Genomic DNA, 14,107 nt, shown 5'->3' with positions numbered 1-14,107 from the left:
AGGTGATCTCTTGGAACATAAAAACAATATTCAAGAATTGACATTGGAAGAAGTCATGGGAGATCGCTTTGGTCGATATTCCAAATATATCATTCAGGAACGGGCTTTGCCCGATATCCGAGACGGATTGAAGCCTGTACAAAGAAGAATTCTGTTTGCGATGAATAAGGACGGTAATACTCATGAAAAAGCTTTCCGTAAATCAGCAAAATCTGTCGGGAACATTATGGGGAATTATCATCCTCATGGAGACAGCAGTATTTATGAAGCGATGGTCCGGATGAGTCAGGATTGGAAATTACGTGAAGTCTTGATCGAGATGCACGGGAATAATGGGAGTATGGATGGCGATCCACCTGCTGCGATGCGTTATACTGAAGCTAGATTATCTCAGCTAAGCGGTGAATTATTGAAGGATATTGACAAAGAGACCGTTGATTTTGTCTGGAATTTTGATGATACTGAAAAGGAACCAACTGTTTTACCAGCAAAATATCCGAATCTGTTGGTCAATGGATCTACAGGTATCTCTGCTGGATACGCAACAGAAATCCCAACACATAATTTAGAAGAAGTCATCAATGGTACGGTCTATTTGATCGATCATCCAAATGCGTCTTTGGATAAGTTAATGGAATTTATTCCTGGACCAGATTTTCCAACGGGTGGCATTCTGCAAGGAAAAGAAGAGATCAAAAAAGCCTATGAAAAAGGTAAAGGCAAAGTCATACTTCGTTCTAAGACACGAATCGAATCGATTCGTGGTGGCAAACAACAGATCATCATCAATGAGATTCCTTATGAAGTAAACAAAGCGACACTGGTCAAAAAGATAGATGAGATTCGTTTGAATAAGAAAATCGAAGGTATTGCTGAAGTGCGTGATGAGAGTGACCGGACGGGTCTGCAGATCGTTGTTGAATTGAAGAAGGATGTCAATTCAGAAGGAATTTTGAACTATTTATTCAAGAATACAGAACTACAGATCAATTACAATTTCAACATGGTTGCGATCGACAATATGCGTCCTCAGCAGGTCGGATTAAAGCGGATGCTAGATAGTTACATCCAGCATCGTCGTGCGGTGGTGCTAAAGCGCAGTCGTTATGACTTGGATAAGGCTGAAAAAAGACAACATATCGTAGACGGTTTGATCAAGGCACTATCGATTTTAGATGAAGTGATCGCGACGATTCGTGGTAGTAAAGATAAAAAAGATGCCAAGAATAATCTGATCATTCAGCATCAGTTTACCGAGGCTCAGTCGGAAGCAATCGTTACGCTGCAATTGTATCGTCTGACCAATACAGATATCACCCAACTACGAGAAGAAGCCGAGTCATTGGCAACGCTGATCGCGGAACTTAAAAATATTATCGACAACGAGTCTGAACTTTTGAAGGTAATCAAAAAAGAACTGCGTGAAGTGAAAAAACAGTACGGTCGACAGCGTGTCACAGAGATTGAAGAAGAGATTCAAGAAATCAAGATCGAAACAGAGGTGCTAGTCGTCCAAGAAGATGTAGTGGTTACAGTGACCCATGAAGGCTACATCAAAAGAAGTAGTCTACGTTCTTACGCCGCTTCGAAACCTGAGGAATTGGGGATGAAGGAAGGCGACTATGTGCTTTACAGTGGACAAGCGAATACTCTGGATCATCTATTGTTGATCACGAACAAAGGGAATGTCATTTATCGTCCGATCCACGAGTTGCCAGATATGCGTTGGAAGGATATTGGAGAGCATGTCTCACAAACCCTGTTGAACTTTTCAATTGATGAAGCCGTGATTGCTGTCTATAGTTACAAAGAGCTGGATCCTATGAAAAATTTTGTGTTGATTAGTAAAGAAGGGTTGATCAAACAGACTCGAATGACCGAATTTGAGCCATGGCGAACCTATAAGAGTCGTCCGGCAACGATCATCAAATTCAAATCGGAAACTGATGAGCTGGTGAATGTTTATTTGGTGAATCAGGATGAGCCATTTGACATCTTCTTGGCAAGTCACCGAGGGTTTGGTTTGCGTTATGCTCTATCAGAAGTTCCCGTAGTTGGACCGAGGGCGGCAGGAGTCAAATCAATGAATCTTAAGGAAGAGGATCATGTCGTTAATGGTCTTCCAGTTTATTCAGAAGGCGATACACCAGTCATTTTAGTGACGCAGCGTGGTGCAGTCAAACGAATGCTTGCTCAAGAGCTGAACCAGTTAGGGCGTGCCAAACGAGGACTGATGATCCTTCGGGAATTGAAAAAAAATCCTCATCGGATCGTTTATATGGGGATGGGAGAGCAACAGGAAATTCAGATTCAAAATCAAAAAGGTGAGGAAAAAACGATTCAGGTCGATGATTATCCGATCAATGATCGAACATCCAACGGTTCTTTTGTGTTAGATGAGAAACAAGGTGGACAGATCAATCGTGTGATACCATTGATCGATCCTACCCTCACAAATGAAGATTCTGTTATATAATTTTATAAAAAAGAAGTTCTGTACTGATACAGAACTTCTTTTTTTATGTTTCTTGCTCAATAAAATTCTTTTGGTAAAAATTAAATATGAAAAGTATATCACAAAATTAAAGGTTGATAAATTAACGTTTATAGGTTGTTTAGAAATGGAAAGGGATTAATTGTTAAAAAAAGTTTATGTAAACACTTGCAAGTTTTCTGTCATGTGTTATACTATTCACGTAGAGCTGTTACAATAAGTTGACAGAAAATAAGGAGGAACACAAATGGCATCTGTAACAAATAAAACAGAACAATTGAACAATGCGTGGGAAGGTTTTAAAGGCGGACAATGGCAGAAAGAAATCAATACACGTGACTTTATCCAAGCCAACTACACTGAATACCGAGGAGACGACAGTTTCTTAGAAGGTGCTGCTCCAAGTACAGACAAATTATGGACAAGACTTCAAGAGTTATTTGAAGTTCAACATGAGAAAAATGGTGTTTATGACATGGATACCAATATTCCTTCAACCGTGACTTCTCATGCACCTGGCTATTTGATCAAAGAAGAAGAAAAAATCGTTGGTTTGCAAACAGATGTACCATTAAAACAAGCATTCCAACCATTTGGCGGAATCAATATGGCAAACAATGCCTTGGTTTCCAATGGTTACGAAGCAGATCCTGAAATGACAAAAATTTTCTCTGACTGGCGTAAAACACACAATCAAGGAGTCTTTGATGTCTATACTCCTGAGATGCGTTTGGCTCGTAAAAATAAAATCGTTACTGGTTTGCCAGATGCTTATGGCCGAGGACGTATCATCGGAGACTATCGCCGTATTGCCTTGTATGGTATTGATTTCATGATGGAACAAAAGAAAAAAGATCATGACAACACAGGAAATAAAGTAATGACTGATGATGTGATTCGTCTACGAGAAGAGATCACAGAACAATACCGTGCATTGAACGACTTGAAAAAAATGGCAGCATCTTACGGATTTGATATTTCTCGTCCTGCAGAAAATGCACAAGAAGCGATCCAATGGTTATACTTTGGTTACTTAGGTGCTATCAAATCTCAAAACGGAGCGGCAATGTCTATCGGACGTGTTTCTGCTTTCCTAGATGTTTACATCCAACGTGACTTAGAACGTGGAGCAATCACTGAATTTGAAGCACAAGAAATGGTCGATCATTTGATCATGAAACTACGTATGGTGAAATTTGCTCGTACCCCTGAATACAATGAATTGTTCTCAGGTTATCCAATTTGGGCAACTTTATCAATCGCTGGTATGGGTATGGACGGACGTTCATTAGTAACAAAAACAGATTTCCGTATTCTGCATACCTTGACAAACATGGGTCCTTCACCAGAACCAAACTTAACAGTTCTGTATTCTTCACATTTACCTGAAGGTTTCCGTACATTTGCTTCAAAAATTGCGAAAGAAAGTTCTTCTATCCAATTTGAAAATGATGACTTGCTACGTACCAACTGGGGTTCAGATGACTGTGCCATCGCTTGCTGTGTTTCTGCTACAGTCATGGGTAAAGACATGCAGTTCTTCGGCGCTCGTGCCAACTTAGCAAAAGCAGTCTTGTACGCGATCAACGGTGGTGTGGATGAGAAAACAAAAATGCAAGTCGGTCCTAAATTCCGTCCAATGACAGGCGATACTTTGGATTACCATGAATTCATGGAACGTTACAAAGATATCATGGACTGGTTGGCAGAATTGTATGTAAATACATTGAATGTTATCCACTATATGCATGATAAATATGCTTATGAAGCTGTTCAATTGGCAACGATGGAATCTGACTTGAAACGTACCTTTGCAACAGGGATCGCTGGTATCTCACATGCTACCGATAGTGTAATGGCAATCAAACACGGAAATGTAAAAGTGATTCGTGACGAAGATGGTATGGCTGTTGACTATGTTCCTCAAAATGAATTCCCAACTTACGGAAATGACAATGAGGAAGCAGACGGCATGGCAAACTGGATCGTGGAATACTTCATGACTCAAATTAAACGTCAGCATACTTATCGCAATTCAACACCAACAACATCATTATTGACAATCACATCAAATGTTGTTTACGGTAAAGCAACTGGTAACACACCGGATGGACGCCGTGCAGGTAAACCACTTGCTCCAGGTGCAAATCCAAGTTATCAAGATGGTAAATTCTTAGGTGAGAAAAATGGTCTTTTAGCATCATTGAACTCAACAGCTCGTTTAGAATATACACATGCATTAGATGGTATCTCTAATACTCAAACCATCAATCCGAATGGTTTAGGGAAAGATGATGAAACAAGAATCAACAACTTGCGTAACGTGATGGATGGTTACTTCGATAAAGGTGGTTACCACTTGAATGTGAACGTATTTACCAATGAATTATTGTTGGATGCTCAAAAACATCCTGAAAAATATCCAAACTTGACGATTCGTGTTTCTGGATATGCAGTAAAATTCCGCGATCTAACACCTGAGCAACAAGCAGACGTTATCGCAAGAACATCACATGATAAACTGTAATTGAGAATGAATAAGGGGATGGCGACTTCATGTCATCCTCTTTTTTAAAGAAAGAGGGATTTTTATGACGACTCCAGTAATGGGAAGAATACATTCTACTGAAAGTTTTGGAACGGTTGATGGACCAGGTGTCCGATTTATCGTATTCACTCAGGGATGTCGGATGCGTTGTCAATTTTGCCACAATCCAGATACGTGGAAAATCAATGATCCAAAAGCATCGTTGCGTTCGGCAGATGATGTCTTGGAAGAAGCGTCGAAATATCAAGCCTATTGGGGAGATGAAGGCGGGATCACTGTCAGTGGTGGTGAACCTTTGCTGCAGACAGAATTTCTCATTGATTTGTTTAAAAAAGCAAAAGCGAAGGGGATTCACACGACATTAGATACCTGTGGCAAGCCTTTTACGCGAGAAGAACCTTTCTTTAGTCAATTTGAAGAGTTGATGAACTATACAGATTTATTGTTGTTTGATATCAAACATATCGATAATGAAGCACACAAACAGTTGACGACTCAAAGCAATGAAAACATTCTTGAAATGGCGAAATATCTTTCTGAGATTGGAAAACCCGTATGGATCCGTCACGTTTTGGTACCAAAAAGAAGTGATTACGATGAATTTTTGATTCGTTTGGATGAATTTATCAAAACATTGAAGAATGTCGATAAGGTAGAAGTATTGCCTTATCATACAATGGGCAAATACAAATGGGATGAGTTGGGTTTGAAATATCCTTTGGAAGGCATCGAACCACCGGCACAAGATCGTGTGAAGAATGCCAAGGAATTGTTGCATGTAGATAATTATACAGGCTACTTAACACGTTAAAAGTTGGAGATCAGAGAAAAAATTCTGGTCTCTTTTTGTTGTGCAGTTAAAGTTAGTATGAAAAATCAACTTTACACTGTCCTACTTTGCTTAAAAACAAACGGATTTCTCTTTGAAAAATATAGATATTTTTAACTGATTTTGCTATCATTAACAGTGAAATGAAAGATTGGAGCGAACGATATGTCAAAAATTTTAGTTTTCGGACACCAAAACCCAGATACAGATGCGATCGGCGCAGCAATTGCTTTTGCTGAGCTACAAAAATCTCTAGGAAAAGATACAGAAGCGGTTGCTTTGGGTATCCCTAATGAAGAAACACAATATGCCCTCGATCATTTTGGTCTTTCTGCTCCCCGCGTGGTTGCAGCAGTTGCCAATGAGACATCTGATGTGATGTTAGTCGATCACAATGAATTCCAGCAAAGCGTTTCAGATATCGCTGAGTTGAATATCCTTTCAGTCGTAGATCATCACAGAATCGCAAATTTTGAAACGGCCAACCCATTGTACTATCGTGCAGAGCCTGTTGGTTGTACAAGTACGATCATCTTTAAAATGTACAATGAAAACGCGGTAGAGCCTACGCAAGCCGTGGCAGGTATAATGTTATCTGCTATTGTTTCCGATACTTTACTATTCAAGTCACCAACGTGCACAGAAGAAGATATCCAAGCTGCGAAAGCCTTAGCTGAGATCGCTAACGTTGATTTGGATTCCTATGGACTGGAAATGTTGAAAGCTGGAACCAAATTAAGTGATAAATCTGTGGAAACATTGCTGGATCTTGATGCGAAAAGTTTTCCGATGGCGGATAAAAGCGTGCGTATCGGTCAAGTAAATACTGTAGATTTAGCAGAGGTTTTTGAACGTCAATCAGAGCTTGAAGCAGCGATGAAAGTAGCGAATAAGGAACAAGGCTACGATTTGTTCTTGCTAGTTGTCACAAATATTTTAGATAGCGATTCAGAACTGTTGGTCGTGGGTGAAGACAAAGAAAAAGTTGAAAAAGCCTTTAATGTAACTTTAGAGAACAATCGTGCCTTTTTACCGGGAGTTGTTTCTCGTAAAAAACAAGTGGTTCCTCAATTGACAGAAAGCTTTAGCTAAAAATCAAAACACTTCGTGAAGTAAAGACTTTTTTAGAGCTTCCGAAGTGTTTTTCTTATAGGAGGAAACCATGGAATTTATATTCAAAACTAAGGATCCGCAATTGGATAAATTACTGAGAAGTTCCTTTTTTTTCGAGTTGCGAAAACTATTGGAAGAAGTTCCTACGCTAAGAAGGTTGAAGGAAGTTCTGGGATCAAAAACAGAAAAAAATTTGGAAAAGCTGATTGATAACGGAGTTGTTGAACGGAAAGACAGACGTTATTCACTTTCCGTTCCGGTTGTCAGTGTAGAAGAAACTGTATTGGAAAAGTGGGAAAATAGTTTGCTTGACTTCTTTGATGGAAAGAAACAGACAGAGATTTTTTCTATTTTAGAACAAATCTTAGCAAGTGAACCTTCTGAATATTTTTATCAATTTTCAGGAGAGGACGATTGCTACAGAAAGACGGTGGCGAATAATGAAATGCGTGTCATTTCGCTCTCTTTAAAGGAGTGGGATCTGACATTGCCTTGTTACTTTGATGCGTTGAGTAGGGAAGAAGAAGAGCGCTATACTGAGGTGTATGACTTAATAGGGGATGTTTCTTCAGAGTATTATTTGGATCAAGTGCAAGTAGTCGTTGAAAAGATCTTGAACCAGCGTCGCCGTATTCGTCCAACCATTTTTGTTGAATCAATGAAGTTTTTTGGTTTGATCGAAAAGGATCCACTTGTCTTAACCACTCCTGTTCTAAAAGAGCGGTTTCCAGTCCCTTTTATTGAAGAAATCGATCTGCTGGAGATTTGGGAAAGACGTACGATCGTTGCGCGGCTTTTGAAACGTTTAAAACAAGAAAATGTGACAATTATTTATTTTAATTTATGAGAAACCTTTCTAGTTAGAGAGGTTTCTTTTTTTATCTTTCATTTTATTTTAATGTAAGTGTTTTCTGTATTAGTTATTATCTCATTTAATATACGGGGGAAGGTGTGATTTTTTTGCGTTATTTAACAAAGAAATATCAAATGAGTTGGGATCAATTTTTTGATCGAAAAAAAATAATTTTGTGAAAATCAGGAGGAAAGGAAGTCTGTTCTTTCGTTTCCTATTTTCCTTTTTTGAATGAAAATATTTACAAAGGTTGTTAAAACAATGTTTGATTTGATAATCAAAATGAAAAGATCAAGAAAAACAGAGACCATTTTTAATGTAAAATTGTGAAAATTTCTTCGGAAGTAACATTTTCTTTCTTGAGAAAAAGATAAAAAATTTGCGATTGTTATTTTAAATAATGTTGTTGATCTTTATTTTAAAAGATTAAAAATATGATATAATCGTATTAGAAACTAAGTAAATAAAGGGGTTTCACATGATTTGTTTTAACTGATAATCATAATAACTAGTTATTTATTATAGCTGTATACGGTTAGGAGTTTTGTCATGGATACAAGAGAAAAAGAGTTTTTAGCAGCAGAACAGCAATTTTTAACCGGAGAAAATTTTTATGTGCAGCATCTACTAGGTGTGCATAAAAAAGATGAAGCGTATGTATTTCGTGTCTGGGCACCACATGCACAGCAAGTCTGGCTTGTAGGTGATTTTAATGACTGGGAAGATACTCTGCCGATGGAAAAACGAGAAGAGTCAGGAATCTGGGAAGTCTCAACAACACTACCTACAGAAGGCGAGTTTTATAAATTTAAGATCCGACAAGCCGATGGTCGTGAAATAATGAAGATTGATCCGGTAGCCATTCGCTTTGAAGAGCGACCAGGTACGTCTGCGGTCTTGCATACAGTCCCAGAAAAAAAATGGAAGGATGGTTTGTGGCGAGGACGTCAAAAGCGAGCAGTCACCCGCAAACGCCCCTTGAATATCTATGAGGTGCATGCAAGTTCTTGGAAACAGCATCCTGACGGTACACCCTATTCCTTTGCAGATTTAAAAGAAGAACTTATTCCATATGTGAAAAAAATGGGTTATACCCACATTGAATTTATGCCTTTGATGGAGCATCCGTTGGGAATGTCTTGGGGTTATCAGCTGACAGGCTACTTTGCTTTATCTTCTTATTATGGAAGTCCGAAAGAGTTTCAAGACTTTGTCGAAGCTTGTCATTTGGATAATATTGGTGTTTTTATTGATTGGGTGCCAGGTCATTTCTGTGTAAATGATGATACATTGCCTTATTATGATGGGACACCAACCTTTGAATATGAGGATCCAAATCGAGCAAAGAACAATCGTTGGGGAACGATTTGTTTTGATTTAGGTAAGCCTCAAGTTCAAAGTTTTCTTATTTCCAGTGCTCTTTTTTGGATCGAGATGTACCATATTGATGGTATTCGAGTTGATGCAGTTTCCAGCATGCTGTATCTAGATTACGATGAGGGACCATGGGAACCTAATCATGAAGGTGGCAATCGAAATTATGAAGGTTATTATTTCCTACAGAAGTTGAATGCTGTGATCAAGCTGGCTCATCCAGGAGCAATCATGATGGCCGAAGAGAGTAGTTCCGAAACAAAGATTACTGGACTGATTGAAGATGGATCTCTGGGATTCGACTATAAGTGGAATATGGGATGGATGAACGATGTCTTGCGTTTTTACGAGATGGATCCAATTTTTAGAAGAGACAATTTCAGGTTATTGACTTTCTCGTTCATGTACATGATGGATGAAAATTATATTCTGGCGTTTTCTCATGACGAAGTGGTACATGGTAAGAAAAGTTTGATGCATAAAATGTGGGGGGATCGTTACAAACAATTCGCCCAATTGAGAAATATGTACACCTACATGATGACACATCCAGGTAAAAAACTGCTGTTTATGGGTAGTGAATTCGGACAATTTCTTGAGTGGAAGTATGACGAACAGTTGGAGTGGGGCAACCTCGATGATGAAATGAATCTCAAAATGCAGTATTTCACGAGTACGTTGAATCAACTCTATACAGACGAACGATCTTTATGGGAGCAGGAAGACATTCCTGAAACGATCGAGATCATTGATGCAGACAATCTGGATGATACCGTCTTGTCGTTTATCAGAAAGGGCAAAGCTAAAAAAGATTTCTTGATTGTTGTTTTGAACCTAACACCGGTTGAACGACATGATTTTACTATAGGGGTTCCATATCCAGGAACTTATCAAGAAATATTCAATACAGAAATGGAGGCGTTTGGCGGCACGTGGACAAGGCATAACGAGGACTCTCAAACAGTAGAGGAATCATTTAAACAGTTTGATTATCAGATTCGGACGATTGTTCCTGCTTTGGGAGCATTGATCATTCGTCCAGATAAGATCAATTTAAGAGAAAAGAAAAAAATCAAAAAAGCAACTCAGTTGAAAGGGGGAAAGGTGGAAACTTCACCGAAGCAATGAAAACAGAAATGGTAGCTATGATCCTCGCGGGAGGGCAAGGATCGCGACTAGGAAAGTTGACAAAAAATATAGCTAAACCCGCAGTTCCTTTTGGAGGAAGATATCGGATCATCGATTTCGCATTAAGCAATTGTACAAACTCAGGCATCAACAATGTAGGGGTAGTCACACAATATCAGCCGTTGGCACTGAATGGACATATTGGAAATGGAGCAAGTTGGGGATTAGATGGGATCAATTCTGGTGCGACGATCTTACAGCCTTATTCCAGTTCAGAGGGAAGTAAATGGTTTGAAGGAACAGCGCATGCGATTTATCAAAACATGTCTTATATCGATCAATTAGATCCGCAATATGTTTTAGTTTTATCTGGAGACCATATTTACAAGATGGACTACGAGAAAATGCTAGATGACCATAAACGTCACAACGCTTCATTGTCTGTAGCGGTCATCGAGGTTCCTTGGAAAGAGGCGTCTCGCTTTGGGATCATGAATACAGACGACAATGATCGCATCATTGAATTTGAAGAAAAACCTGAAGAGCCTAAGAGCAATCTAGCTTCAATGGGAATCTACATTTTTAACTGGGGACGTTTGAGAAGTGTTTTGAAAACCTTGAATGCTAAAGACAGCTCAATGAATGACTTTGGTCATCATGTGATTCCTGCTTATTTGGACAGTGGTGAAAATGTTGTTGCCCATCGATTCTCAGGTTATTGGAAAGATGTAGGAACGATCGATTCACTTTGGGAAGCCAATATGGAATTCCTGAAACCTGACATGGAATTGGATATTCGTGATAAAGGTTGGAGAATCTATTCTAAAAATCCAATTTCACCACCACATTTCGTTACAGCTACAGGTTCTGCCAAAAACTCGATGATCTCTGATGGCTGCTACATTGCAGGTGATATTGATCATAGTGTCTTGTCAGACGATGTGCAAGTCAAAGAAGGGGCAAGCATCACGGATAGTGTGATCATGTCTGGAGCAACGATCGGTAAAAACGTAAAAATTCATAAAGCAATCATTGGGGAAGATGCCATTATCGGTGACAATGCTGAAATTGATGGTTCGGAAGAGATTGCAGTAGTTGGATATTCTGAAGTGATTGGAGTGAAGATTGATGAAGACTAACAAAATGTGCGCATTAGTAGGAAATCTGCATCGTTACGATGAATTGTTACCCTTGACAGAACGTCGTCCCTTGGCTACTTTGCCATTTGACGGTAAGTATCGTTTGATTGATTTTAATTTATCAAGTATAGCCAATGCAAATATTAAATCATTGTTCATGGTCTTTAACGAAGGAGAAACACAATCTGTTTTCGACCATATTGGTGGAGGAAAAGAATGGGGATTAGACGGGATCCAAAATAGTTTCTTCATTCAAATTTATCAAGATTTCATCCGCCGCGGGGACAATAACAGCAGCTATTATGATCTGGTGATCGACTACTTGAAAAAATCTAAATCAGACTATGCGGTTTATATGGGAAGCAAGATCTTAGTAAACATTGATTTACGCGCATTGCTTCATATTCATCAAGCTCATGGAAATGATATGACGGTTGTTTACAAGCGAGTTCCGAAAGATAAAGTTTATAAACAGGACATCTTACTTACTCTGGGTGAAAACAACGTCATCGAAGAAACGACTTTGGCCAAAGATGCAGAACCAGCTGAATTGGTGAACTTAAGTACGGATATATTTATTATCAAGACAAGTAAGCTGATCGAGATCTTAAAACAAAAACAAGCCGATGGTATCTTGGGCAATGTAGAAGCCTTCTTACGTGAAAGAATCGGTGAGACAACCTATGCTTACGAATACACTGGCTACTTGAATAATATTTATGATATTCCTTCTTATTACAGTGCCAATATGGATATGCTGGATCCTCAGAAATTCAATTCATTGCTTTACTCAAGTCAAAAGGTCTATACAAAGATGAAAAATGAAGTACCAACTTACTACTCTGAATCATCTGTTGTCAACAACAGTCAATTTGCGACAGGCTGTTTGATAGAGGGACAAGTTGAGAATACCTTGGTTGGACGTGGAACGAAGATTTACGAAGGAGCAGAAGTCCATGATTCATTGATTCTGCCGACCAATACGATCAAGTCAAATGCTGTGATCAAATATGCGATTCTTGACAAAGATATTGTTGTTGAAGAGGGCGTGCATATTGAAGGTACTGCAGATAAACCAGTAGTGGTTAGAAAAGGTAGTTACGTAACAGAAGATATAATCGGAGGTTAGAGAATGAAACTTCTATTCGCAGCAGCGGAATGCGCACCATTTTTCAAAACAGGTGGTTTGGGAGATGTAGCAGCTGCTTTACCTAAAGAATTAGTAAAGAAAGATATTGAGACAGTCGTTGTCTTACCATATTTCACAAAAATGCCTCCGCAATACAAAGAACAGCTAGAGGACGTGATGGACTTTACTATTTCTGTTGGCTGGCGTCAGCAGTATTGTGGAGTGAAAAGACTATGGATGAATGGTCTGACTTATTATTTCATCGACAATATGTATTATTTTGATCGTGAAAGCTTATATGGTTATTACGACGATGGTGAACGTTTTGCCTTCTTACAGATGGCGATCATTGAATTGATGGAACGAATCAATTTCATTCCGGATGTCTTGCATGTCAATGATTATCATACAGCGATGATTCCCTTCTTATTGAAAGAAAAATATCACTGGATCGAAGCCTACCGCTCGATTCGGACTGTTTTGACGATTCATAATATTGAATTTCAAGGCCAATATGGGAAAACGGTCTTGCCTGACCTATTCGGCATGGGGACAGAACGCTACGATGACGGAACGGTTCGTATGGGGGATGCCTTGAACTTTATGAAGGCGGGGATTCTGTATTCCGACCGTGTGAACACCGTGAGTCCTTCCTATGCAAAAGAAATTCAAACCACTGAATTTGGTTCTGGATTGGATCAGATTTTGCGTATGGAGAGTGGCAAACTGAGCGGTATTTTAAACGGAATCGATTATGAGATCAATGATCCGGAAACTGATCCGGCACTTGTCGCTCATTATTCAGTAGATGATCGATCTGGCAAAGCGGATAACAAAGATGAATTGCAGCGTTTAATGGGGCTTCGTCCTAAACCAGAAGTACCATTGATCGCAGTGGTCAGCCGCTTGACTTATCAAAAAGGTTTCCATCTAGTATTGGATGAATTGGAAAATCTTTTGCAGTTCGATATTCAATTCGTGCTGCTAGGGACCGGAGATCCGTTGTTCGAAAATCGCTTCCAGTCGATTGCGGAAAGATATCCGGAGAAATGCTCTGTAAGTATTTCTTTTGATGTGAATTTGGCACAAAAAATGTATGCAGGAGCCGACATCTTCCTTATGCCTTCAGCTTTTGAACCTTGTGGATTGTCACAAATGGTTTCTATGCGCTATGGTACTTTGCCAGTCGTTCATGAGATTGGCGGATTGAAGGATACGGTGGAACCTTTCAACCCAATTGAAGGTTCAGGAACAGGTTTTGGTTTCCAAGACTTTTCTTCCTACCATTTGATGGAATGCTTGAAGAAAGCCATTGAATTGTATGATGAGTCTCCAGCAGCATGGGATACGCTGTGCCATAATGCGATGTCCAAGGATTTCAGCTGGGAAACTTGTTGTGAAGGATACCTTGCTTTGTATAAAAGCTTAGTATAAATTATAAAATTATTGGGAGGCAGACTGAAACGTTGTTTTAACAATGTTTCAGCCTGTTTTTCCCAA

9 protein-coding genes are annotated in these 14,107 nt (G+C 39.2%); all 9 read left to right on the top strand.

Translation table 11 applies throughout. From position 1 onward, the window contains the following. Positions 1 to 10 precede the first annotated feature (10 nt). The 9 genes from parC (at position 11) to glgA (ending at position 14,041) form a co-directional block, all read left to right on the top strand. A complete protein-coding gene (gene parC, locus ACWODM_RS07795; RefSeq protein WP_455320815.1) occupies positions 11 to 2,476 on the top strand; it encodes a DNA topoisomerase IV subunit A in 2,466 nt (821 codons plus the stop codon). Positions 2,477 to 2,741: 265 nt separating this feature from the next. Then, the gene (gene pflB, locus ACWODM_RS07790; protein ID WP_455320814.1) at positions 2,742 to 5,021 is read left to right on the top strand and encodes a formate C-acetyltransferase; all 2,280 of its coding nucleotides are present in this window, start codon (positions 2,742 to 2,744) and stop codon (positions 5,019 to 5,021) included. 64 nt (positions 5,022 to 5,085) lie between these two features. Further along, entirely contained in the window at positions 5,086 to 5,853 is a 768-nt protein-coding gene (gene pflA, locus ACWODM_RS07785) for a pyruvate formate-lyase-activating protein (RefSeq protein WP_455320813.1), read from the top strand. A 183-nt stretch (positions 5,854 to 6,036) separates the two neighbouring features. Then, positions 6,037 to 6,963 (top strand): manganese-dependent inorganic pyrophosphatase, encoded by a 927-nt coding sequence (locus ACWODM_RS07780; RefSeq protein ID WP_455320812.1) that lies wholly within the window; start codon positions 6,037 to 6,039, stop codon positions 6,961 to 6,963. Between the two features lie 70 nt (positions 6,964 to 7,033). Continuing rightward, the gene (locus ACWODM_RS07775; RefSeq protein ID WP_455320811.1) at positions 7,034 to 7,831 is read left to right on the top strand and encodes a DUF1803 domain-containing protein; all 798 of its coding nucleotides are present in this window, start codon (positions 7,034 to 7,036) and stop codon (positions 7,829 to 7,831) included. A 555-nt stretch (positions 7,832 to 8,386) separates the two neighbouring features. After that, entirely contained in the window at positions 8,387 to 10,339 is a 1,953-nt protein-coding gene (gene glgB / locus ACWODM_RS07770) for a 1,4-alpha-glucan branching protein GlgB (protein WP_455320810.1), read from the top strand. After that, a complete protein-coding gene (locus tag ACWODM_RS07765) occupies positions 10,336 to 11,478 on the top strand; it encodes a glucose-1-phosphate adenylyltransferase (RefSeq protein ID WP_455320809.1) in 1,143 nt (380 codons plus the stop codon). The genes glgB and ACWODM_RS07765 overlap by 4 nt, the downstream gene beginning before the upstream one ends. Continuing rightward, entirely contained in the window at positions 11,468 to 12,607 is a 1,140-nt protein-coding gene (glgD, locus tag ACWODM_RS07760; RefSeq protein WP_455320808.1) for a glucose-1-phosphate adenylyltransferase subunit GlgD, read from the top strand. The genes ACWODM_RS07765 and glgD overlap by 11 nt, the downstream gene beginning before the upstream one ends. A 3-nt stretch (positions 12,608 to 12,610) precedes the next feature. Further along, positions 12,611 to 14,041, top strand: coding sequence for a glycogen synthase GlgA (gene glgA, locus ACWODM_RS07755; protein ID WP_455320807.1), 1,431 nt, complete (start codon positions 12,611 to 12,613; stop codon positions 14,039 to 14,041). Positions 14,042 to 14,107: the final 66 nt, after the last annotated feature.

Source organism: Enterococcus olivae (genome assembly GCF_053760925.1).
This window is presented reverse-complemented; position numbering and strand designations above follow the sequence as displayed.